Raw genomic sequence first — 23,452 nt, forward strand, 5'->3', positions numbered from 1 at the left:
AAATTTTATTATCTTATTGAAAATGATTAAGTTTGTTATCCTTAAATTTTCCCCATGAATACTGAAATTACTAATTACATCGGTTATTCTGCTTCTCTTTTTATCGTATTGAGTTTCATATTGAAAGATGTAAGAAAAATCAGAGTGGTTAACATGATTGGCTGTTTTTGTTTTGTCATTTATGGTATATTTAATGGAATGCTTTGGCCGGTTATCATACCAAACGGGCTTATTTGTTTCATTCAAATCTATTATTTAATATTAGACAAAAAAGATTGATGAGGAAAAAAATTATTACTTCTGCTTTTAGTAATCTGTATACTGACCAACGGATAGAGAAGGTGTGCAAAACCCTTTTTGACAACGGATATTCCATAGATCTGATTGGTAACGACTGGGAGGGAAACGAAAAAATGGAGCGTCCTTACTCTTTTTCCAGGATTAGCTTAAAGTCTGAAAGTCTGAAGACTGCTTATTTTGAGTTCAACTGGAAATTATATAAAGAACTGAAGAAAAAAGCGGACAAAGATACGATCCTTCATGCCAATGACATCGATGCACTTCTGCCAAATTATCTGATTGCTAAAAAACTGAACATTCCCTTGGTGTTTGACAGCCATGAAATTTTCACAGAAATGCCATCCGTCCAAAACAGATTTTCACAGAAATTCTGGAGATTGCTCGAAAGAAAGCTGGTTCCCCATATGGAACTGATGATGACAGAAAGCGAAAGCTATGCAGAATGGTTTCATGAGCAATATAATGTGAATCCAGTAGTGGTAAGGAATATTCCGAGAAAAATTCTTACTGCACCTGAAATTCCTGAAAATCATCCGAAAATTATTTTATATCAGGGAGCAATTAATCAATCCAGAGGAATAGAAAAAATGATTGCTGCCATGCATCATATTAAAGATGCTGTCTTGAAAATTGCAGGTGATGGACCAAAGAAAAGAGACTATGAGGAACTTGTTATTCAGGAAAAACTGCAGGATAAAGTATTTTTCCTGGGTAAACTGAAACCGGAAAATCTCAGAGAAATCACCAAAACTGCTGATGTGGGATTCAGTCTTGAGGAAAACAATGGGGTAAGCTATTATTATTCGCTTCCTAATAAGGTTTGTGATTATATCCAGTCGAGAGTACCGCTTGTGATGATTAATTTTCCAGAAATGCAAAGGATAAAAAATCAGTTTAATGTAGGTGAAATTATTCCGGATCATCAGCCTGAAACCATTGAGAAAGCAATTAATCTTGTTCTTCAGAGAGGAAGACAGCATTATCAAAGCGAATTGAATAAGGCAGCAGATGTCTTTTGCTGGGAGAATGAAGAAAGAAAAATTCTGCAGCTTTTTGAAAAAGCCTCGCGTAAATAAATTTTACAAAATTGGTTATCTTTGCAAAAGAAATTTGATTTAAAATGACCATTAAAGAAAAACAGCAGGAAATAATAGATGAATTCGCTTTTCTTGACGATTGGGAGCAGAAGTATGAATACATCATTGATCTTGGAAAAGAACTGAAAGGTTTAGCTGAAGATAAGAAAACAGAAGAAAATCTGATTAAAGGCTGCCAGAGCAAAGTTTGGATTGATGCTGAATTTAAAGAAGGAAAACTTTTCTTTAATGCAGATTCTGATGGTATTTTACCCAAAGGTATCGTTTCTCTTTTAGTAAGTATTTATAGTGGACATTCCACACAGGAAATTCTGGATTCTGATTTTGATTTTATCGGAGAAATAGGGCTACAGGAATTTCTTTCACCTTCCAGAGCTAACGGGCTTATGGCGATGACCAAGCAGATCAAGTTTTATGCAGTTGCTTACCAACTGAAATCATAACCGTGACCAGAATTTTAGCATATCGTTTTTCCGCATTCGGAGATGTTGCGATGACAGTGCCTGTTTTCAGAGAATTTCTGGAGCAGAACCCCGGCGTGGAAATTATTATGGTTTCCAGGAAAAATTTTGAGGCTTTGTTTGCAGGAATTTCCAATGTAACGTTTAAGGGGATTGATCTGGATGATTACAAAGGTCTTTTTGGATTGAGGAAATTGAGCAGTGAACTGATTCGTGAGTTTAATCCGGATTGTATTGCCAATCTCCATGATGTAATCCGAACCAAAGTTTTAGACAGAATATATAGAAGAAAAGGACTTAAGGTTTTTAAAATTAATAAAGGTAAAGAAGAAAAAGAACATCTTACGGATGTCTGGAATCTGGAAAAGGTTCAGCTGAAAAAAACAGTAGAACGTTATGCTGATGTTTTCCGGGAAATGGGATTCAGGATTGAACTTTCTCATCAATTAAGACCGGTTTCGGAGCAGAAATCAGGAATTGGGTTTGCTCCTTTTGCTCAGCATAAGGGAAAAATGCTTCCTTTGGAGAAGTCGTATGAACTGGTAAGGATTCTGGCTCAGAAGCATACCGTATATTTCTTTGGAGGAGGTAAAAAAGAAACAGAAACCCTTGAAAAATGGGAAGAAGAGATTCCCAATACAAAAAATCTTGCCGGAAAATTAAATCTTACGGAAGAACTCAATTATATTGCGGGACTTGAACTGATGATATCCATGGATTCTGCCAATATGCACCTTGCAAGTCTTGTAGGAACGCGCTGTGTTTCTATTTGGGGAGCAACTCATCCATATGCCGGATTTTTAGGATTTGGGCAGAGTGAAGAAGATGTTGTTCAGGTGAAAGACCTGAGCTGCAGGCCATGTTCGGTTTTTGGAGATAAAGAATGTTACAGGGGCGACTGGGCCTGTCTTGAGGAATTTAATATCCAGAAAGTGGTGGATAGGGTTAATTTTTAAAAATAATCTTTACCATCTCATTAGCTTTAGCTTCATCAGAATGGCTTTTTTCTAAGATTTCCTTTCTCTTTTCAGTATCGTGATACTCTTTTTCCGCTGAGGTGACAATTTGTTGACGGATTTCATTCATATCAGATCCAAACAGGCACAAACTCTTCAAAACAGGATCATCTGTGATATTTTCATTGATAATAACAAAACGGCTGTTGTAAAGTGTATTAAACAGCTTCACTTTTGTGCCGGAATTCTGGTAAGAAATCAGAATATTGGCATGAGCATCTTCCAGAAGATTACAGAGATTTTCTGTAGTTTGAATAGGAGTGAGGCTGATGTTTTCAACTGTTGAAATCTTTCTTTTTATGTCATCACCGGCACGATCTGAGGCTACAACCAGTTGATATTGTGGAAGAGTTTTGAATAAGTCAATAGTCTCATTCAATGCTCTTTTATTGTCAGCGGTAGTGAGGTCTCCATGAAAAAGAAAATACTTCCCTTTTGTATCCAATTCCTTTACCGATTCATTACCATGAAAGATATGAATCAGGTGTGCATTTCCTGAATAGGTTTCTACTTCATTATATTCCTTTTCAGACAGGCAGAATACAGCTTCGAATTTCTTTAAAAGCTTTTTGTGATATCCGGTATATTTTAAAGATTCAATTTTGTAAATGATCTTTTTCAATTTGTTTTTCTCTGACGCAGAAAGCCCTTTATAATATTCTGTTTCGTTATTGTGATAACGGAGGTAGAGTTTGTGGTCGTTTACTGTCAGAAACCGCATTATACAGGTTGTCTGTAGGCCTTCGAACAGGATAGGTGCTTTATTCCTTTCCAGATTTTTAATGAGTTCTTCAGAATTTCTGATAGCAGCAGCGAAAGGAGTTGACGAGAAATAAAGCAGAGGATTCTTTTTCTTTTGATAAAAAAACACATTTTCCGTTATCTCTTTGACTTCCGGATCAATCTTATCAGGGATCTGGTCTACAAAACAATGCAGATGAATTTTTATTCCAAGATCAGATAAAGCCTTGATTTTATAATATACATCAATGATTCCGCCATAAGAAGGAGGGTAGGGATAATTGAATGATATGATGTGGAGTTGTTTCAAGTTTGGCTATTCGATGTAGGCAAAGGTAGATAAATATCAGGAAAACAGCAGGTCACATTTAAATGCTTAGGGATAAAATAAAAAAATCTCCCAGAAATCTGAGAGATTTTTTGTGGGTCCTGAGGGATTCGAACCCCCGACCCTCTGGGTGTAAACCAGATGCTCTGAACCAACTGAGCTAAGAACCCGAATTTTTTTGAAAGGTTTCGTTTCCTTTTCTGTGGGTCCTGAGGGATTCGAACCCCCGACCCTCTGGGTGTAAACCAGATGCTCTGAACCAACTGAGCTAAGAACCCTCTAGACTTGTTCTCTTGTTTAGAGTGGTGCAAATATACGACTTATTCTTTAATCTCCAAATTTTTTTCTAAAAAATCTCCCACTACAAAGTTGCTTCCGCCGATAAAAATCATTTCTTCATTTGTACATTGTTCTTTTGCAGAGAGATACGCTTCCTGTACAGAATCAAAAATTTTATAAAAAATTTTCGCCTCCTGGAGGAGATTTTCGTAATCTTCGGGATGTCTTCCCCTGTTGATGGATGGTTTTGCAAAATAGAACTCAGAATTTTCAGGAAGTAATTTCATCACATCATCTATTTTTTTATCATTCACAAACCCCAAAATAACATGCTTGTGTCTGTTAATTGAATTTAATTGTGAAAAAACATACTCCAAACCTGCCTGATTATGTCCCGTATCGCAAATTGTAAGCGGATGTTGTGAAAACTCGAACCAACGGCCAATAAATCCTGTATTCTGATGAACATGGAGCAGTCCGTTTTCAAGAGCATTGTCAGAAATAGGGACATTCTGTTTTCTTAACTCTTCTACGGCAGCCAATACAACTCTGATATTCTTTTTCTGGTAATTCCCTTTCAAATCAGATTCAAGGTTTGTATGAATGAGCGTAGCATCTATAAATGGAGCATTTTCTTTCATTGCTTTCTCCTGAATGATATTTCTAACGGCTTCATTCTCATCACCGGAAATAATCGGGATATCGTGCTTAATAATTCCGGCTTTCTCCATTGCAATTTCTTCGATAGTATCTCCGAGAATATTCTGATGGTCCAGCTGCACATTGGTAATAGCCGAAATCAATGGTTTGATAATATTGGTAGAATCCAGTCTTCCTCCCAATCCCACTTCAATAATGGCAAAATCTACCTGCTGCTGATAAAAATATTCAAAAGCCATGATGGTTGTGAATTCGAAGAAAGAGGGGCGGATATCTTCCGGAATTGTTTTCAGTTTTTGAATAAAATCAAAGACAAATTCTTTATTACAGTTTTTGCCGTTCACCTTAATACGCTCCGTAAAATCGATAAGGTGGGGAGAATTGTATAATCCTGTTTTATAACCGGCCTCCTGAAGAACCGATGCCAGCATATTGCTTGAAGAACCTTTTCCATTGGTGCCGCCAATGTGGATACACTTTATTTTATCCTGAGGATTTCCAAAGAAAGCACAAAGCTTTGCAATGTTGTCAAGCCCAGGTTTATAAGCCTTCTGTCCATCTATCTGATAGTTGGGCATCTGTACGAAAAGCCAGTCGATAGCTTCCTGATATTGTTCATTTGTCATGGTACAAAATTCCCAAAAGTTTTTTTAAAATAAAATATAATTTTTCAATCTGTAACTTTTTTATATTTAATTCGTCTAATATTGAAAAATCTTAATATGCAATCGCTGTGATTTACACGGTATCATACTGATGAAGATAACACGATTCCATATGGCCATTAAAAACAAATAAACATATACAATATGAAAAAAGTTTGGATCATCGTTTTTGGATTAGGTTATCTGGGTTTAAGCGCTCAGAAGAAATGGTCCTTAAAAGAATGTGTAAGCTATGCAGTGGAGCATAATCTTCAGGTTATCCAAAATCAGTATAACAAACAAAACCAGGAATACAACCTTAAAGCCGCCCAAAAAGAATATTTACCTTCCCTATCTGGGAGTGTTACGACTGGAGTGAGTTTCGGACAAGGATCATTAGGAGCCGGAAGCTTTAGAAACGATAGGTTCAATAACAGTGTGGGTCTGGGAGCCGATATTTTGGTTTATAATAATGGGAGACTAGAGAAGAATGTAAGAAAGGCTCAGTTTGATGTAGAAGCAAGCCAATATGACATTGAAACCATTAAAAATGATATTTCCCTTCAGATCGCTCAGCAATATCTGACCACTTTGTTGAATAAAGAGATCGTTAAAATTTCTCAGAGTGCCGTAGATAATGCACAGAAACAATTTGACAGAGCTAAAATCACCACTCAGGTTGGAACAACAGCCCAAACGGTTCTGGCAGAGGCTGAAGCAGCATTGGCAAGAGAAAAACAAAATCTTAAAACAGCAGAAGTAAACGTGGGCCGTGCTTTGTTTGCCATCGTTCAGCTTTTACAGCTTTCGGATTATAAGGGTTTTGATGTGGAAGATGTGAATATTCCGGAAAAGCTAGAATTGCAGCTTACTACTGCAGATGAAGTGCTTACAACGGCGTATGAGATACAACCGCAGATCAAAGCAGCGGAAAGCCGCATAAGATCTGCCGAAGCACAAACCGAGGTAACCAAAACAGCATTCTGGCCTACATTAACAGCCAGTGCCGGTCTTAACACTTTCTATAACAGACAGTTTGATCCTATGCCAGGTACTATTCAGGGAAATTTTTTCGAACAATATAAAGATCAGTTTGGACAAAATGTAGGATTATCACTTAATATTCCTATCTTCAATAAAGGAAAAACAAAACTTCAGGTAGAGCAGTCTAAAGTAAACGAAAGCATAGCCAAAAATACGTTAGAGCAACAGAAACAGCAGGTAAGACAAAATGTTCAGAAAGCTCAGTTTGATGCCGATGCCAACTACGAAACCTATCTGGCCGCAGTAGAAGCAGAGAAAAGCTCGAAACTGGCGCTCGATTTTGCAGATAAAAGTTATACTGCCGGAAGAACAACCATTTATGACGTCAATGTGGCGAGAAATAATTATGCAAATGCACAGGGATCAGTAGCGCAGGCAAAATATAATTATCTTTTTAGTCTTAAACTATTGAATTTCTATGCAGGAATTCCATTAAGTTTGTAAAATGCCAATCAAATCATTAGAAAAATACTTACCCCAAAATACGCTTAAATATTTAAGGATCTGGTTTGCAGATTACTATATACATATAAAAGTTACAAGAAACAGAAATTCTAAACTGGGAGATTATAGAAAGCTTCCGGACAACTCGCATGAAATTACGGTAAATTCTACCCTGACGCCACAGCTTTTTTTCTTTGTATTGACTCATGAGCTGGCCCATCTGATTGCTTTCGAAAAATATGGACGAAAAATTTCTCCACATGGCAACGAATGGAAAGAAACGTTCAGAAATATGCTCCTGCAAAGTCTTGAAATTTATGATGAAGAACTCAAGCCGATCATTATAAAATTTTCAAAATCGCCTAAAGCCAATTTCATGGCAAGCCCTGATCTGGTAAGATATTTCCACACTGAGAAACAGGATGATACTCTGCAGTTTATCGAAGAACTTAAAAAGGGAGAATTCTTTATCTATCGCAACGAAAAGTATTTATTAGAAGGTCTAGTTAAAAAAAACTATCTTTGTAAGAACCTGGCTACTGGAAGGAAGTATTCTTTCAAGCCTTTAGCGAGGGTAGAAAAATGTAGCTAAGAATGTCAAAATCAGATAGATATTGCGTTATCATGGCAGGGGGAATCGGAAGCCGGTTCTGGCCTATGAGCACGCAGAAATTTCCAAAACAGTTTCAGGATATTTTAGGAACCGGGCGTACTATGATTCAGCAGACCTATGACCGAATCAGCAAGGTAATTCCTAAAGAACAGATATTCGTGATTACGAATAAAGAATATGTTCCTGTTTCCCATCAGCAGCTTCCGGAGATTCCTGAAGAGAACATTGTGGGTGAGCCGCTTATGAAGAATACAGCAGCTTGTAATCTGTATATGGCTAACAAAATTGCTGAGATTAATCCGGATGCAACAATGATTGTATTGCCGGCAGATCATCTGATCCTTAAAGAGGATGTATTTCTGGAAAAAGTAGAGCTGGCGTTTGAGGTAGCTTCAAAAAATGATTATCTGGTAACATTAGGAATCACTCCAACAAGACCTGATACAGGGTATGGCTATATTCAGTTTGTAGAAAAAAAGGGATCTGAATACTTTAAAGTGAAAACATTCACAGAAAAACCTATCCTTGAAATTGCCCAAAGCTTTTTGGAAAGTGGTGATTTCCTTTGGAATGCAGGGATTTTTGTATGGAATGTGAAGAGCATTCACCACGCTTTTGATCTTTATCTTCCTGAGATGATGCAACATTTTATGGCGTGTGAGTACAACTCTGAAAAAGAAAACAGCTGTATTGAAACCATTTATCCGAAGGTTCAGAAAATTTCCATTGATAACGGAATTTTAGAAAAAGCAAAGAATGTTTACGTGATTCCTTCAGATTTAGGATGGAGCGATCTTGGAACATGGACCTCTGTATATGAAAATACAGAAAAAGATAAAGACGGAAACGCAGTAAAACTGAAACATTTACTTTCTTATAATTCAAAAGGAAATATCATCCGTTTAAAGAATAATAACAAGGCAGTAATTATTGACGGCCTTGAAAACTACATTGTTGTAGATACAGATAAAGCACTTCTGATCTGCCCGCGGGATAATGATCAGCTTATTAAAGATTATGTTCTTGACCTAAAGAGCTTTAAAAAAGGCGAGAAGTTTATGTAATATTTGGTATATTTTCTGCTGATTTTTAAATTATGATTAAAACTGCAACCCGATTTACAATTCTTACATTTTTACTTTTGGGAATCTTTGGATGGGCTCAAGAGAAGAAAAAGTTTGCAAACATTCCAGCTATTTTGCAACAGATCAACCCAGGTAACAGGGTAGATTCATGGGTGTTGGTATACAACAGCTATGGGAAAGGCGAGGAAATTAAGATTTCGGGTAAGGTAAATTATACACCTCAATTCTCAGGATTCAATCTTTTCCCCAGTGAAGACAGCTTTTATTATATTGCTTATTCGGAAGGAGGTAAAGTAAATTATGTGACTGATGTCGAAGGACTGAAGAAGTTTGTTGACAGAATTGATAATGCTCAGGAAGCAGCGGTTGTATTAGCGGCCGATGGATACATGGTAGATGAGGAATTCAAGGATCTTGCGGGTAATTACCATGAAGATCAGTCGAATTACTATCTGGACCTTGGAAAACTGACCTCAAAGGAATGTCCATACCAGAAAACACATTATACAGTTACCGTAAATAAATCTACAGGCGCTGTAAGCAATGTAAAGGACAATGGAACCTATATTGAGCTTTATAATAAAAAATGTGCTAATAACCCGAGACTTTTAAAAATCGAAAAAAAAGAAGAACCAAAGAAAGATGAGCCCAGAAAAACACCCAAGCGCAAATAATACCTATGAGACTGAGCGATTAATCCTTCGCCCCATGTCTCGTGAAGACAAAGATTTTGTCTTTGAACTTTATAACAGACCCAAATTCATTCAACATATCGGCAATCGCAATGTTAATTCCATTGAAGATGCGGAAAATTATATCCTCAACAGATTTGCTCCCCAGATTGAAAGACTGGGCTTTGGAAACTATCTTTTAGTAACCAAAGACGGAAATGAAAAAGTGGGAGCAGTAGGAATCTTTGAAAGGGAAGGGCTGGATATCGTGGATATCGGATATTCGCTGCTGGAAGAGTTCGAAGGCAAAGGGTATGCTTTTGAGGCTGCTCAGAAAGTGAAGTCTATTGGGATGGATGACTTTGGATTAACAAAGATATCTGCCATTATTTCAAAAGATAATATTTCTTCCCAAAAACTGATTGAAAAGCTGGGGTTAAGGTTTAAAAAGCACGTTACACTTCCCGGTGAAACAGAAGAGCTAAATTATTACGAAACCGAATAATAAATTTATAAAAAAATATTTTCACAAATAGCACAATATTGTATCTGTGTTATTTGTGAAAATATTTGTGATAGCTTTGTTTAAAAAAGAATTATCCTTCCAGAATCTGCTCAGCTGCAGTCTTTGACGTTACTTTTTTAATCACTCTTGTACAGATTCCATTTTCATCAAAAATAAAAGTGGTTCTTACAATTCCCATATACGTTTTTCCAAACGTTTTCTTCTCCTGCCATACCCCAAATTTTTCAATAATATCCCGGTTTTCATCCGCGATAAGATCATAAGGAAATGCGAATTTGCTATGGAAATTTTTCTGTTTCTTTACCGTGTCACCGCTTATTCCCAGTAATTGAAATCCTGCCTTTTCAAGCTTGGAATAATTATCGCTCAGGTTGCAGGCTTCCACTGTACAGGTGGGTGTATTCGCTTGCGGATAGAAGAAAACTACCAGTTTTTTTCCAATTAATTTTGATGAGGTTACTGTTTCTCCGTCTTGATTGAATCCTTTAAATTCAGGTAATTTATCTCCAACTTTCAGCATAATGATTTAATTTTGTTCAAATTTAAGGTATACATGACAAAAAAACAAAGAGCTGAGCTCGTTCAGATAGAACTGGATAAATTATATCCCACCACACCTATTCCGTTAGACCATACCGATCCCTATACATTAATGGTTGCTGTAGCACTTTCTGCGCAGACAACAGATAAAAAAGTTAACCAGGTCACACCTGATCTTTTTGCGGTCGCAGGAACGCCGCAAAGAATGGCTAAGCTTGAAGAATTTGAAATCAAAGAACTGATTAAGGAAATCGGACTTTCCAATACAAAAGCCAAAAACCTGAAAAGAATGGCAGAACTTCTGCTGGAGCGTCATAATGGTATTGTTCCGCAGACTTATGAGGAACTGGAGGCACTTCCGGGAGTAGGACACAAAACAGCTTCAGTAGTAATGAGCCAGGGATTCGGATTTCCCGCTTTTCCGGTAGATACCCATATTCACCGTCTGATGACACAGTGGAAACTTACCTCCGGAAAAAATGTGGTGGAAACAGAGCGCGACGCCAAGAAATTATTCCCGGAGGAAGTATGGAATAAGCTTCACCTTCAGATTATTTTCTATGGAAGAGAATATTCTCCGGCAAGAGGAAAAGGAGAGAAGGATTTTATTACGAAAATGATGTTTGAGAAATAATTCAATTATTTCAGCGCTATGCTCGCTAAGATTTTATAGAAATTACGTTGAAATAGCTTGCGAATGCACTTCGTTTAGAAGACATATTTCCCTAGCTGAGTGAAACGTCTTTGCGAACTAATAGAAAATGAAACAATTACTTTGTGGTTGCGTTTATAAATAAACCATGTCAAGGTTCTGAACCTTGACATGGCTTAAAAAACATGCTGAAATAGCTCGCGAAGACACTTCGTTTAGCAAAGGCAATATCTCCCTCGCTGAGTGAAACGCCCTTGCGAACTAAAATAAAACGCAACAATTACTTAGTGATCGTTGCGTTATTTTAATTTTAAATGTCCAATAACCTTCTGTGGTAATTAATCTGCCCCAAATGGTAATCCAGGTGAGCAAGCAAATGGATCAGGAAGTAATCGGTTGTCATGGCACTTTCAAAAACAACCAATGGATACTCTTTTTTCAGGTCCTCATCGGACAATCGGGAAAGTACTGAATCTATCATTGTAGTGGTATTCTTCACTTTTTCAATAAGTTCCGCTTTAGGAATATCCTTTGATGAAAATTCCAGGTCACGCTGTCTTACATATCCGGTATTTCCAAGGTGTGTCCCTATAAAATGATTAAGATTTCCCACCAGATGAAGGGCAAGATTACCTGCAGAGTTAGCAATGTTTTTATCTGCTTTCCAAAGACTTTCTTCGTTTTGATAGGCTTCCAGCTCTGTTTTTAATTTATTTAAATCTCTGTTGTAAAGAGATTTGAGGCTTTCTGTGATCATATCAATTTTTATTGTATTATGGTTTTAAAATATCCTTTAAAGTGTTTATCAACCAAACTGTCAATACTGCATTTATAATCTATAAAACCATAAATGCTGTCATTTTTGGTGAATTGTTTACTGTTTAGAATCAATTTCTGACTAAAAACTTTAGATTTTATGAATTTTTCTTCGCCTTTTAAGGTTTTTGGGTCAATATCTTTGATGTAAAAGTGATTTTTAAACACCTTAATCAAAATTCCGTTTCCAAAATATCCGTTATTGTTATTCAGTTTGATGGTAAGGGTATCATTCTGATACTGAGCTTTGCATTATAATCATCGAATAAAAATGTTCCTTTACGAAAGCCATCTGAGTAACTTGCAGCCTGAACAATATGTGCTGTTCTTGTTTTACTTTCAACAATTTCACTGTTGTAAAGTTTCAGTTCCGGATGTTTGGAAAGAAGGAGAATAGTATCATTGTCAGGTAAGCTCTTGTCAACCGTAAAATTTTCGAAATTCTGCTCTTTATGACAGCTCAAAGTCATCAAAAAAATAACAGAAAAAAACAAAAATAGTTTCATACGAAACTATTTTTGTTTTTGAGCCCAAAGCTCCATTTTCCTGTTCAGAACATCCAGTGGAAGACATCCCTGGCTTAATACTTCATCATGGAAGCTTGCCAGCTTGAATTTGTTTCCAAGTTCCTTCTGATACTTTTCTCTCAGTTCACGGATTCTTAAAGAACCTATTTTGTAGCCTAAAGCCTGTCCCGGCATCGCCATGTATCTTTCTACTTCTGCCACGGCAGCTCCTTCATCGTAAGAAATATTGCTTAAGAAATATTTGATAGCTTCTTCTCTTGACATTTTTCCGGTATGAAGTCCTGTATCCACTACAAGTCGTACCGCTCTCAGCATCTGATCGCTCAGATATCCCATTTTCTGGTAAGGATCAGTATATAAACCGAACTCAGGACCTAAAGTCTCACAATAATGAGCCCATCCTTCGCCATAAGCTCCGAACCATCCGAATCTCATAAATTTAGGAAGCTTTGTGTTCTCCTGTTGCAAAGAAACCTGGTAATGATGCCCCGGAATTGCTTCATGAAGGAATAGAGACTCCATTCCTGAAGTAACATTGAACTTGGTAGGATCCGGAAGCGGAACATAAAAGATACCCGCTCTTTTACCATCCGGAGTTCCCGGCATATATTCTGCACTGGCACTTGCTTCTCTGAATTTCTCTGTCTGTCTGATCTCAAACTTTGTTTTAGGCGTTACATTAAACATTGTTTTCAGCTTGGGAGTAATTTTCGTTAATATACTGTTGAAACCGTTTAAAACTTCTTTAGACGTTTTATAAGTCATTGCCTTTGGATCCGTTTTTACGAAAGTGATAAACTCTTCAAGCGTTCCCGTAAAACCTACCTGTTGTTTTACTTTTTCCATTTCTGCACGAAGCATTGCCACCTGTTGAAGTCCGATTTTATTGATTTCTTCAGGTGATTTTTTAGTGGTGGTCCAGCTTTTTACATAATAGTTGTAGATTTCATTCCCGTTAGGAAGACTGTTGTATCCATCTGTATCTCTTGCTTTCGGAAGGTATTCTTTTTCTAGAAATATCCCCATTTTAGTATAAGCAGGAATGATCTTTTTCGTAATGGCATCTTTATAAAGTGCTGAAAATTTCTCTTTCTGAGCCTCCGTGAAATTTTTAGGGAAATTTTTAATAGGTCCGTAGAAAATATTCTTTTCCATATCAGACGTTGTAATTTCTTCAGCCTTCATTTGAGGAATCATTTTGACCACCAGTTTTTTGGGAAGTACAATCTTATTGGTGATTCCCTCACGGAAGTTGTCTGCAGCAGCATTCATCCACTCCGGGAATTTTTCCATTCTTTTCAGCCAGTCACTATAATCTTTTTCTGTTTTAAAAGGCTGATTGCCCTGTCCGCTTCCATACAATGGAAAAGTAAGCGGCAGCCCTCCAAATTGAGTGAAGGGAATATATTCCGGATGATAGGCGTAGGCTTCAATTTTATCTTTCAACGTATAATCCAATACGTCATACACCACTTTATCTTCATCAGAAAGGGTTTTGTAATCCACATGCTCCAACTGTTTCTGTACAGAATTGTAGAATGCTACTTCTCCTGAGATAAAATCTTTATCAATATTGATAGGAAGCTGATCATTATATCTGGCATCTCCCTGTGCTGTAGCATCTAAAGGGTATAGCTTAAGATACTGCTCATAATAGTTCGAAGCGATTGAATCCAGGTTGCTGGGCGTCACTTTTGTAAGAGGAGAGTCCGTTTTTTTGCAGGAAGCAAGCCCGATCACCAATCCCAATCCAAGAATACTTTTTGATAAAATGTTTTTCATTTTCAGAATCTTTATGGAAACAAAAGTAAGTATTATTAGGAGATTCAGAATGATTGTATGCATTGATTTTAAAAAATTATTTTTAAAATCCTTTCAACTTTGAATCAATTTTTTATCTTTGTCTAAAACGTTTAACAATCATATTATTACAGCTCTTTTTTAAGAAAAAATGAAAGGGATTTTAAAAATTTACCATCCGGACGAAACGCTAAAATACAATATCAGAAATACTTATTGTAAGGCAGTTTACAGCAACCAGCAACATTTTTTAGAGGTTGAAGTGATTACGGATGACAGTTTGGATCACGTGGACGATGATTCATTACAGTACAACTTTCCGCAGCTTTCACTTGAAGTTTTTGATTTTCCTATCGAATCAGCGGAAATAGAAGGAAAAACCATCACCATCAATGACTCTGATGAAGAAACCTATACAGAAGTAGATCTTTTCGATGACGAAGATGCGTACATCTATGATAATGAGCTTCTTTTTGAAAAAAATGAAGAAGGGGAGCTTCAGGTTATCTGGAAAGGAACTATTGATGATTTTTATACCGGATCAGATACACCGATTCCTTTTAGATTAAAATGCGAATTTAAGCAAGATGATATTGAGGTAGGAGAAGACTAACACCTTCTGCCTTTTTAACTGTAAATTTCTTTTCAAAATATTTTTGGAAAGAAATTTGCTATTTGTAAAATTGTAACAAATTTTAAGTTGTTTTTAAGCAATTTTTAAGAGTTCAATTCATAATATTCTCCTACATTTGTCGTTGAAATTTAATAAAATTTACATTTAATGCTGTTAACGGAACTTTCTCAGATTTTATTTGCACAAATCGCTACTCCTGCAGTTGCTGCAGACAACTTAGAGTTCTCATTCTGGAAAATTATGTTCCATGGAGGAGCTTTCGCTAAAATAGTGATGGTCACTGTATTACTATTGGGAGTGTTTTCTCTATATCTGTTTTTTGAAAGATTTTTCTTTATCAAAAGGCTTACATCAAAAACAGATTCCAACTTCATGAACAATATTGAAGACTTCATCAAGGCCGGAAAAATAGAGGCAGCAGCCGATTATTGCAAAACTCAGAATTCTCCCGAAGGAAGAATTTTAGAAAAAGGGATTTCAAGATTAGGACGTCCTGTTTCTGATATTGTAAGTGCTATGGAATCGCAGGCACAGGTAGAGGTTGCCAATATGGAAAAAAACCTGAATCTTTTAGCTGTAGTACCAAGTATAGCACCCATGTTGGGACTTTTAGGTACGGTAATTGGGATGATTATTGCATTCTTTAATCTTTCCCATGCCACAGGGTCTTTCTCTCCGAAAACCCTTTCAGAAGGTATCTATACTGCTTTAGGACAGACGGCGGTAGGTTTGGCGGTAGCAATTCCTGCTAACTTCTGCTATAATATTCTGTTGACAAGGATTGATAAATTTGTCCTGAAAGCTCAGAATATGTCTGGAGAATTTTTAGACCTTATCAACAAACCTTTATAAATCTTTCTTACGATGAAAATTCAAAGAAGAAATAAAGCAAATCCGGAATTCAGTTTAGCAGCGATGACAGACGTTATCCTGTTGATGCTGATTTTCTTTATGATCACCTCTTCAGCTGCCAATCAAAGCGCTATTGATGTGAATCTGCCGAAAGCCGGAGCCGTTGACGATAATATTCCCAATCCTGTGACGGTAAGCATCAAGCCGGATGGTTCATTCTTTGTGGATGATAATCCTGCCAACAGAGGAGAACTGGAGAAAATTATTGTAAATAAATTAGCCAGCCAGCCCAATAAATCATTTACGATCCGGGCTGATGAAAACACATTGCATAAAGATGTTGTTTTTGTGATGGAAATAGCTGAGAAATATAAATTTAACATTGCCATTGCAACCGTTAAAGATAAATAAAAGACCCGGATTTCCGGAAAGAATTACGTTTTAAGATGAAAAGCTATACAGCAAACAGAAACGAAGAAAATAAAGATAGAGTAAAGAGCGCACTGCTTTCTATTCTCATCTGGGCTGCTATTTTGCTTTTTGTTTTTTTGTATAAATTAAAACCTGAACTGGATAAAGATCCTGAAGTGGTTACTACTATGCTGGTTAATTTTGGTGATAACAGAAATGGAAAGGGGATTGAAGAACCTGCTGAACAGCCTGGAAGTCTTGCCGCTGCAACAGAAGAAGTAACACCAGAACCTGCAGAAACACCGGTTCCGGAAACAAAAACTATTGTAAAACCAGAACCAGCACCCGAACCGAAGAAAGTAGAGACAAAGGAGAAAGTCATCACAGGAAATAATTCAAAAGCAACAGTTCCTAAAAAAGAGGAATCAAAAAAAGCTGAAAAAAAGGAAGCAACAAGCACCAGCGCTTCTAAGAATACTAAAAAGTCCGGAGCTGCCACTGCCAATTCAAAAACAGGAAATGGAGACGGAAAAGGAAATGCTGCCATCGGAAACCTGATCAAAGGACGAGGAACCAAAGCCGGAAGCCAGGGAACAGGTGAAGGAATTGGAAATGCAGGAGATCCTTTAGGAGGTGACGGAAACGGAGACAGTAAAGTGGGAATCGACAGGAAACTGGTAGGATATATTCCCGGAACAATGGGAAGAGGAGGCGCACAGCCCTCTCACAGCTGTACAGCAAGCGGATCAATTACCATTGCCTACACGGTAGATAAAGCGGGAAATGTAGTGTCTGCAAGAAGGGCAGGAGGTGTTTCAGATCCTTGTGTAGCCTCTACATCTGTAGCCTGGGTTAAGAAATATGTGAAGGCTGAGAAAGCCGGAACTTCTTCTACCGGAACTTATAAAATTACATTCTAAAAATACAAAAGCACTTTATTCAAGTGCTTTTTTTAATTCATTTATTCTGTTGATGACCGGAAGGGCAAAAATACCGCTGGTCTGAAGATACAGCTCATAGAATGTCTTTGCCTTATCCTGGAAATCTTTATTCTGATCATGTCTGCTGTTGAAGTAGAAAAGATTTCCAAGCATTTCATAATAATCTTTGTGATCCCTTTCCTGTCTTTCGTTGACCATGGCGATCATTTCTTCCTTGGTTTTTGAAGCAACCTCTGTGAAGCTCATCTTGAAGATGTCTCTCATCAAAGTATCAAAATCCAGTTCTTTCTGCATTAAACTTTCTTCAGGTTTGTCCAGAATCAGTTTTTCCAATGCCTGGGTTAATTGACGGATGAGTCTTAGGGTGAATTCTTTATCGGTAATCATAATGGATTTTAAATTTTGAGTTTAATGTTTAAAGTTAATAGCATCTGGTTGAGTCAGCAACTGTTTTATTAAGCAAAGAACAGATAGGCCAACGCAATGGCAGTAATAACACCCACCAAATCGGCCAGAAGCATAGCAATTACCGTGTATCTCGTATTCTTAACGGCTACGGCACCAAAGTATACTGCAATTACGTAGAACGTCGTATCTGAGCTTCCCTGAAGTACGGCTGCCAATTTCCCCTGGAAACTATCCGCTCCGAAAGTACTCATCGTGTCCACCATCATTCCTCTGGCTCCGGAACCTGATAAAGGCTTGATTAAAGCTGTTGGAAGTCCGTCCACGAATCTTGGATCCATATTGGCAACGTTAGCAACCCATTTCATCCCATCAATGATCACATCAAAAACACCGGAAGTTCTTAATAAAGAAATAGCAATCAACATCCCAACCAGGTAAGGGATAATCTTAACACAGGTGGTGAAACCTTCTTTTGCTCCTTCAATAAAGGCATCAAAAACGTTGATTTTCTTGTAAACAGCCCCAAGTACGATGGCAAGGAAGATAAAAAGAATTAAACCATTGCTTAGTACTTTACTGAAATCATCCAGCTCATCTTTACTTAATTGTACAAGATACAGTACCAAAAGAGCTATAATAGCTGAAATTCCCCCTACATAAGCAATGACTACAGGGCGAAGAAGATTGATTTTCTGATACAAGGAAACAATAATCATCGCAGCCAGTGTAGCTGCAAAAGTGGCAATCATACAGGGTAGAAAAATATCTGTAGGTGTTTTGGAACCCATTGATGCTCTGATGGCAATAATGGATACGGGAATCAAAGTCATACCACCGGCATGAAGACACAGAAACATAATCTGCGAATTGCTGGCGGTATCTTTATTGGGATTTAAAGTCTGGAGACTTTCCATCGCTTTTAACCCAAAAGGAGTGGCAGCATTATCCAGTCCCAGAAGGTTGGCACTGAAATTCATCAGCATATGCCCGAATGCGGGATGGTTTTTAGGAATGTCAGGAAATAATTTGGAGAAAAAAGGTTGAATCAGACGGCTTAGAAGGTTGATTCCTCCTGCTTTTTCAGCAATACTCATGAATCCCATAAACAGGGTCATGATTCCGATAAGACCAAGACAGATCTTCACCGCCGTTTCAGAGGTTCCGATGACACCATCAGCTTCCTGAACACGATAAACGTTTACATTTTGTTTTAAAGAATCAGTTTTATAATGAATTCTGCTGTCTGCAAAATCATTCTTTTTCATCAGGCTGTCTCTTACAATAGGAGAGAGGCTGCTCATAGGCTGTGATGCAATCTTCACTGTATCACCTCCTTTTCCCACCACCATATCATTGAAAATGGTTTTGTAGTTACCTGACGAAACGTATTTTATACTGGCAATGGCAATGGCAATAATAATGAAAGCCGACCAAATTCTGCTGAGAACCATCTGATTGATTTAATTGTTTAAACTTATCAAAAATACTTTAAACCACAAAAATAACTAAAGTCTTTTGTTATTCCGGTCAAGGAAAAGTAAGGATGACTTCTGTTCTTAAAGTTTATTTTAACGCAGTGTTCGCAAATATTTTATATAATGAAATTATATTTTGGTTCGCGAAGGCGTTAGCACTAAGCAAAGAGAACTTCAATTATGGAAAATAGCTGAATGAAATGCCCTTGCGGACGAAAATATACAGTAAGCTTATGTATTTTCCTTGCGATCATTAGCGTTTAAAATAAAAGAATTACTCTTCCAGATAAACAAGATGTCCTTCAAAATCATCATCCATATTTTTCAAAACTTTAGCATCATCCATTTTTTTGACTAATGCATCCACAAAGAAACTCTTTTCAAAAAACTGGCGATGAATTCCCGGAAGAATTTCCATGAAATAATCCATTCCGATTTTGTTATTATGGAGATCCATTTTGGTTTCCAACGGCTCATTCGGGAAAAGTTCTTCATGCATGTCTGTGATTCTTTTGCAAAAATCAAGTGCTTTTTTAGGAGAAGAAATTTTACAGCAGTACATCATAATAAAGCAGCACCACAGGGCATGTCTGAAAGCATTTCCGATTCCATTAGTGGAAGCTGTCTTAGGAAATTTTTTCTGTGCAATGGTAAATGCTTTTACGGTAGCATGGAAACTCATCAGGGCAAAAAGAGGATGGGGAAGGACAAGTGATAAAAGACGGATAATCTTTTTAAAACTCATACTCCTGATGGTATTGAAAAATATCTTAAAAGTCCTCATAAATAAAAATCTCTCCCTAATTAGAGAGAGATTGTATTGTTTTTGTTACAGATACTATGCTTTTACAGCTAATAAATTTACTGTTTTAGCTACAGTATCCTGAATTTCAGTTCTTTTTACGATGAAATCTACAAATCCTTTTTCCTGTAAGAATTCTGATGTCTGGAATCCTTCCGGCAAGTCTCTACCGATTGTTTCACGGATTACTCTTGGCCCAGCGAAACCGATCAGTGCTCCCGGCTCTGCCATGATGATATCAGCAGTCATTGCGAAAGAAGCAGTAATTCCTCCGAATGTAGGGTCACAAAGGTAAGCGATGTATAAAAGACCTGCTTCAGAAAGCTGAGCTAATTTAGCCTGAACTTTTGCCAGCTGCATCAAAGAGTAAGTAGCCTCCTGCATTCTTGCTCCTCCGGACTGACAGATAATCATATACGGAAGTTTGTGTGCTATACAGTAATCTATTGCTCGTCTGATCTTTTCACCCATTACAGAACCCAAAGATCCACCGATGAAAGCAAAATCCATACAAGAAACTACCATTTCAGTTCCCTTTACAGTTCCTACCGCGTTTCTGATAGAGTCTGTAAGCTTTGTTTTAGCTTTTACTTCTTTCAAACGGTCTTTGTAAGGCTTTGTATCTTTGAAGTTTAAGATATCAATACTTTCAACATTAGCATCCAGTTCGGTAAATTTACCACCGTCAAAAAGGATGTCAAAAAATTCTGCACTTCCTATTCTTACATGGAATCCATCTTCAGGAGAAACATAGTTATTTCTCTTTAGTTCATCATGTTCCACTACTTTTCCGGATGGAGTCTGATGCCAAAGACCTTTGGGAACGTCTTTTTTCTCATCAGTAGAAGTGGTAATGTTTTTTGCTTTTCTTTTAAACCAGTCGAATGCCATTTTTGTTTGTATTAATGTATAAATGTAAAATGTACCAATGTAAATATATTTTTATGAATACTTTTTACATTGATACAAATGTACAGTTCTTATTTTAAAGTATTTACGTTATTTAAATCTTCAAATGCTTTCACCAATCTTGTAGAGAATGTTTCCTCACCTTTTCTTACCCATACTCTAGGGTCGTAGAATTTCTTGTTAGGTTTTTCTTCTCCTTCAGGGTTTCCGATTTGAGCTCTTAAATAATCAATATTGTTTACCATATAATCTCTAACGCCTTCTGTGTAAGCAAACTGAAGGTCAGTATCAATATTCATTTTGATTACCCCATAGTCGATAGCTTCTCTGATCTCCTCTAAAGTAGATCCTGAACCTCCATGGAATACAAAGTTGATAGGTTTAGCAGCCGTTCCGAATTTCTCCTGAACATATTTCTGAGAATTGTCAAGAATTTTCGGTGTAAGAACTACGTTTCCTGGCTTGTAAACTCCGTGTACGTTACCGAAAGCAGCAGCAATGGTAAAGTTGTCAGAAATAGCTTTTAGTTTTTCATAAGTATAAGCTATATCTTCTGGTTGAGTATATAATTTGGAGTTATCAACGTCTGAGTTATCTACACCATCTTCTTCACCTCCTGTTACCCCGATTTCTACTTCAAGAGTCATCTGAAGCTTAGCCATTCTTTCGAAATACTGAGCTGAAATCTCAAGGTTTTCCTCCAAAGATTCTTCAGAAAGGTCTAACATGTGAGAAGAGTAAAGAGATTTTCCTGTCTGCTTAAAGAAATCTTCATTAGCATCCATCAATCCGTCAATCCAAGGAAGTAATTTCTTTGCACAGTGGTCTGTGTGTAGAATTACAGTTGCTCCGTAAGCTTCTGCAAGCGTGTGGATATGTTTGGCACCAGCAATAGATCCTAAGATGGCAGCCTTTTGTCCGTCATTGTTTAATCCCTTTCCTGCGTTGAATGCAGCTCCACCATTTGAAAACTGAATAATTACAGGAGAGTTCAATTTCGCTGCAGTTTCCATCACAGCGTTTACGTTGCTTGATCCAATTACGTTTACTGCAGGTAATGCAAACTTGTTTTCTTTAGCATACTGAAAGATATCAGTAACTAACTGACCTGTGGCAACTCCTGCCGGAAAAATTCTGCTCATGTTTTACTTTTTATTATAAATTTATTAGGTGTTTTAATTTCGTGTAAAGGTAATCATTTTTAAGAAATTACTAGTTTCTTTTATCTCTGCCCCAAAGGAGCTTCTGGCGGATGGTTTCATAGAAACTCAAACCGTTGGGCTGTACCAGAAGAAGCTGGAATTTTGCCTTTTTAATGATGATTTCCTTATCGGTTTCTATATGGATCAGTCGGGAGTCTAGGGAAAGAGAGTATTGTGGTACACGGCTTTCCACCCTGAGTTTTATTTCTACTTTATCGTTTACTACTAAAGGTCTCACATTCAGATTGTGGGGAGCGATAGGCGTAATGACAAAATTTTCATTGTTGGGAGAAATGATTGGCCCACCACAGCTCAGAGAGTAAGCAGTAGAACCTGTTGGTGTTGAAATGATCACACCGTCACCCCAGAATACATTCAGAAACTCATCATTGATAAAAGAATCTACTGTAATCATCGATGTTGTTTCTTTTCGGGAAACAGTAACGTCGTTTAATGCATAAGGAAAAGCTCCTTCCAGTTTGGGTGAAACAACCTCAATTACTGAACGGCGGCTTGTTTTTACATCTCCTTTTAAGATAGAATCCAATTCTTTAAAGGCTTCTTCTTTTGTGAAAAAGGCTAAAAATCCAAGCCTTCCTGTATTGACTCCTACCACCGGAATTTCAAGATCCTCTATAAAGGTTAAAGAGTTTACAATCGTTCCGTCTCCACCGAAAGTGAAGAAAAGATCCACTTCTTTGTCCAGAAGGTCCTGTTTAGAGTTGAAAGTTTCGAATATTTTTGAAAACTGAAGTGCTTCAGCCATTTCATCATACAGAACAGATTTTACACCTCTTGCTTCAAGTTCAGAGATAAACTTGCTTAAATATAAAAAAGTATCAAGATCTTTTTTCTGAGAATATATGGCTGCCTTCATGTTATATTTCTATGAATTTTTGTAAAAAACCATAACGGTCTTTAAACAGGTCGGATTTCTCATCAGAATAGTATTTTTCAACAATTCTGTAATCGTACCGGTCAAATGTAGCGTCTATCGAGGCCAGGTTTTCATTACTGATTTTTATGGTGACCTGAACTACCTCCTCAGACATAAAGCTTATAAACCCTCCGTAAAACTTAGAATTGTTGCTTTCTACAATATTGGTAATTTCCGTCATTGAATATTTTCTGGCCGGAGTTTCTACGGTAAGAATAGCTCCTGTTTCTGAAAATAAAGGATAACGGGAAAGGTCCTGAAAAACATCTTCACAGGTAATGTACCCCAGATATTTTTCATTTTTATTAATCACAGGAATCACATTGGAGCTGAAAGTATAAAACAGACGGATGCTGTCCATAACGTTGTTATCCTCCAGAATCGCAAACCGCTCAATCTGGTGTTCCAGATCCTTCAGTGTTCCTCCATCTTCTTCATACAGAAAGTCCATTGCAATAGCTCCGTAGAAGTGGTGGGATTTTTTGATGAAAACATGAGAATATCCGAAATCCTCCAATATGTTTCTGGCCGACTCTATGGAGTCAGACAGGCTAAAACATGGAAAGTCTTTTGAGATATAGTCCTTGATAAACATTGTGCTAATTTATAAAAAATTAAACGAAACTTTTTCTGAAAA

Annotated in this window: 27 protein-coding genes and 2 tRNA genes; 14 read left to right on the forward strand and 15 right to left on the reverse strand. The window is 37.2% G+C overall.

Annotated features, from left to right (window positions below):
* The first annotated feature begins 54 nt into the window (after positions 1-54).
* Genes FB551_RS23535 through FB551_RS15960 form a run of 4 tightly spaced genes read left to right on the forward strand, consistent with a single transcriptional unit; the run spans position 55 to position 2,814 of the window.
* On the forward strand, positions 55-279 hold the full coding sequence (locus FB551_RS23535) for a hypothetical protein (RefSeq protein WP_047426537.1): 225 nt from the start codon (positions 55-57) through the stop codon (positions 277-279).
* Positions 279-1,376 carry a glycosyltransferase gene (locus tag FB551_RS15950; RefSeq protein ID WP_047426540.1) on the forward strand — a complete coding sequence of 366 codons (1,098 nt, stop codon included), beginning with the start codon at positions 279-281 and terminating at the stop codon, positions 1,374-1,376. Before FB551_RS23535 ends, FB551_RS15950 begins: the two co-directional genes overlap by 1 nt.
* Before the next feature lie 44 nt (positions 1,377-1,420).
* Entirely contained in the window at positions 1,421-1,840 is a 420-nt protein-coding gene (locus FB551_RS15955) for a SufE family protein (RefSeq protein ID WP_047426544.1), read from the forward strand.
* Positions 1,841-1,890: 50 nt separating this feature from the next.
* Positions 1,891-2,814 (forward strand): glycosyltransferase family 9 protein, encoded by a 924-nt coding sequence (locus FB551_RS15960; RefSeq protein WP_142018521.1) that lies wholly within the window; start codon positions 1,891-1,893, stop codon positions 2,812-2,814.
* Here the strand turns inward: FB551_RS15960 and FB551_RS15965 are convergent.
* From FB551_RS15965 to FB551_RS15980, 4 genes are all read right to left on the reverse strand, one after another.
* Complete coding sequence (locus FB551_RS15965; RefSeq protein WP_142018221.1) at positions 2,804-3,925, reverse strand: hypothetical protein; 1,122 nt, start codon at positions 3,923-3,925, stop codon at positions 2,804-2,806. The genes FB551_RS15960 and FB551_RS15965 overlap by 11 nt on opposite strands.
* A gap of 113 nt (positions 3,926-4,038) precedes the next feature.
* Positions 4,039-4,113, reverse strand: a tRNA-Val gene (locus FB551_RS15970).
* A 33-nt stretch (positions 4,114-4,146) separates the two neighbouring features.
* A tRNA-Val gene (locus tag FB551_RS15975) sits at positions 4,147-4,221 on the reverse strand.
* Between the two features lie 42 nt (positions 4,222-4,263).
* Positions 4,264-5,508: a bifunctional folylpolyglutamate synthase/dihydrofolate synthase gene (locus FB551_RS15980; RefSeq protein WP_142018222.1), complete on the reverse strand. Its 1,245-nt coding sequence runs from the start codon at positions 5,506-5,508 to the stop codon at positions 4,264-4,266.
* 183 nt (positions 5,509-5,691) lie between these two features.
* On the opposite strand from FB551_RS15980, the gene FB551_RS15985 reads away from it, so the two are divergent.
* Genes FB551_RS15985 through FB551_RS16005 form a run of 5 tightly spaced genes read left to right on the forward strand, consistent with a single transcriptional unit; the run spans position 5,692 to position 9,888 of the window.
* Complete coding sequence (locus FB551_RS15985; RefSeq protein WP_047426555.1) at positions 5,692-7,014, forward strand: TolC family protein; 1,323 nt, start codon at positions 5,692-5,694, stop codon at positions 7,012-7,014.
* Between the two features lies 1 nt (position 7,015).
* Complete coding sequence (locus tag FB551_RS15990) at positions 7,016-7,606, forward strand: SprT-like domain-containing protein (protein WP_047426558.1); 591 nt, start codon at positions 7,016-7,018, stop codon at positions 7,604-7,606.
* Positions 7,607-7,608: 2 nt separating this feature from the next.
* Positions 7,609-8,691 carry a mannose-1-phosphate guanylyltransferase gene (locus FB551_RS15995; RefSeq protein WP_047426560.1) on the forward strand — a complete coding sequence of 361 codons (1,083 nt, stop codon included), beginning with the start codon at positions 7,609-7,611 and terminating at the stop codon, positions 8,689-8,691.
* Between the two features lie 32 nt (positions 8,692-8,723).
* On the forward strand, positions 8,724-9,386 hold the full coding sequence (locus FB551_RS16000) for a hypothetical protein (RefSeq protein ID WP_047426562.1): 663 nt from the start codon (positions 8,724-8,726) through the stop codon (positions 9,384-9,386).
* Entirely contained in the window at positions 9,355-9,888 is a 534-nt protein-coding gene (locus FB551_RS16005) for a GNAT family N-acetyltransferase (RefSeq protein ID WP_047426565.1), read from the forward strand. The genes FB551_RS16000 and FB551_RS16005 overlap by 32 nt, the downstream gene beginning before the upstream one ends.
* A gap of 91 nt (positions 9,889-9,979) precedes the next feature.
* Here the strand turns inward: FB551_RS16005 and bcp are convergent, their stop codons facing one another.
* Entirely contained in the window at positions 9,980-10,429 is a 450-nt protein-coding gene (gene bcp / locus FB551_RS16010; protein ID WP_142018223.1) for a thioredoxin-dependent thiol peroxidase, read from the reverse strand.
* A gap of 33 nt (positions 10,430-10,462) precedes the next feature.
* Between bcp and FB551_RS16015 the strand changes: the two genes are divergently transcribed.
* On the forward strand, positions 10,463-11,083 hold the full coding sequence (locus tag FB551_RS16015; protein WP_076595135.1) for an endonuclease III domain-containing protein: 621 nt from the start codon (positions 10,463-10,465) through the stop codon (positions 11,081-11,083).
* A gap of 328 nt (positions 11,084-11,411) precedes the next feature.
* Here FB551_RS16015 and FB551_RS16020 read toward each other — a convergent pair whose 3' ends face one another.
* The 3 genes from FB551_RS16020 to FB551_RS16030 form a co-directional block, all read right to left on the reverse strand.
* Entirely contained in the window at positions 11,412-11,858 is a 447-nt protein-coding gene (locus FB551_RS16020; protein ID WP_142018224.1) for a DinB family protein, read from the reverse strand.
* A 268-nt stretch (positions 11,859-12,126) separates the two neighbouring features.
* Positions 12,127-12,423, reverse strand: a complete 297-nt coding sequence (locus FB551_RS16025) for a hypothetical protein (protein ID WP_142018225.1) — start codon at positions 12,421-12,423, stop codon at positions 12,127-12,129.
* A gap of 6 nt (positions 12,424-12,429) precedes the next feature.
* Positions 12,430-14,226, reverse strand: a complete 1,797-nt coding sequence (locus tag FB551_RS16030) for a DUF885 domain-containing protein (protein ID WP_142018226.1) — start codon at positions 14,224-14,226, stop codon at positions 12,430-12,432.
* Between the two features lie 169 nt (positions 14,227-14,395).
* Between FB551_RS16030 and FB551_RS16035 the strand changes: the two genes are divergently transcribed.
* The 4 genes from FB551_RS16035 (at position 14,396) to FB551_RS16050 (ending at position 17,061) form a co-directional block, all read left to right on the forward strand.
* On the forward strand, positions 14,396-14,857 hold the full coding sequence (locus FB551_RS16035; protein ID WP_142018227.1) for a hypothetical protein: 462 nt from the start codon (positions 14,396-14,398) through the stop codon (positions 14,855-14,857).
* Between the two features lie 168 nt (positions 14,858-15,025).
* The gene (locus FB551_RS16040) at positions 15,026-15,730 is read left to right on the forward strand and encodes a MotA/TolQ/ExbB proton channel family protein (protein WP_047426580.1); all 705 of its coding nucleotides are present in this window, start codon (positions 15,026-15,028) and stop codon (positions 15,728-15,730) included.
* Between the two features lie 12 nt (positions 15,731-15,742).
* A complete protein-coding gene (locus FB551_RS16045) occupies positions 15,743-16,141 on the forward strand; it encodes an ExbD/TolR family protein (RefSeq protein ID WP_142018228.1) in 399 nt (132 codons plus the stop codon).
* A 35-nt stretch (positions 16,142-16,176) separates the two neighbouring features.
* Entirely contained in the window at positions 16,177-17,061 is an 885-nt protein-coding gene (locus tag FB551_RS16050) for a ferric siderophore ABC transporter substrate-binding protein (RefSeq protein WP_142018229.1), read from the forward strand.
* 15 nt (positions 17,062-17,076) lie between these two features.
* On the opposite strand, the gene FB551_RS16055 is transcribed toward FB551_RS16050, so the two are convergent.
* From FB551_RS16055 to FB551_RS16085, 7 genes are all read right to left on the reverse strand, one after another.
* Positions 17,077-17,469 (reverse strand): hypothetical protein, encoded by a 393-nt coding sequence (locus FB551_RS16055; RefSeq protein WP_047426589.1) that lies wholly within the window; start codon positions 17,467-17,469, stop codon positions 17,077-17,079.
* A 68-nt stretch (positions 17,470-17,537) separates the two neighbouring features.
* Entirely contained in the window at positions 17,538-18,941 is a 1,404-nt protein-coding gene (locus FB551_RS16060) for a nucleoside recognition domain-containing protein (RefSeq protein ID WP_142018230.1), read from the reverse strand.
* 298 nt (positions 18,942-19,239) lie between these two features.
* Positions 19,240-19,749: a DUF6973 domain-containing protein gene (locus FB551_RS16065; protein WP_142018231.1), complete on the reverse strand. Its 510-nt coding sequence runs from the start codon at positions 19,747-19,749 to the stop codon at positions 19,240-19,242.
* A 54-nt stretch (positions 19,750-19,803) separates the two neighbouring features.
* Positions 19,804-20,658 (reverse strand): acetyl-CoA carboxylase, carboxyltransferase subunit beta, encoded by an 855-nt coding sequence (gene accD / locus FB551_RS16070; RefSeq protein WP_047426596.1) that lies wholly within the window; start codon positions 20,656-20,658, stop codon positions 19,804-19,806.
* 89 nt (positions 20,659-20,747) lie between these two features.
* Entirely contained in the window at positions 20,748-21,818 is a 1,071-nt protein-coding gene (fbaA, locus tag FB551_RS16075) for a class II fructose-bisphosphate aldolase (protein ID WP_047422087.1), read from the reverse strand.
* A gap of 70 nt (positions 21,819-21,888) precedes the next feature.
* A complete protein-coding gene (locus FB551_RS16080) occupies positions 21,889-22,755 on the reverse strand; it encodes an NAD kinase (protein ID WP_047426600.1) in 867 nt (288 codons plus the stop codon).
* Between the two features lies 1 nt (position 22,756).
* Complete coding sequence (locus FB551_RS16085) at positions 22,757-23,410, reverse strand: CBS domain-containing protein (protein ID WP_047426603.1); 654 nt, start codon at positions 23,408-23,410, stop codon at positions 22,757-22,759.
* Between the last annotated feature and the right edge of the window lie 42 nt (positions 23,411-23,452).

The organism is Chryseobacterium aquifrigidense (genome assembly GCF_006716485.1).
GTDB lineage: Bacteria > Bacteroidota > Bacteroidia > Flavobacteriales > Weeksellaceae > Chryseobacterium > Chryseobacterium vietnamense.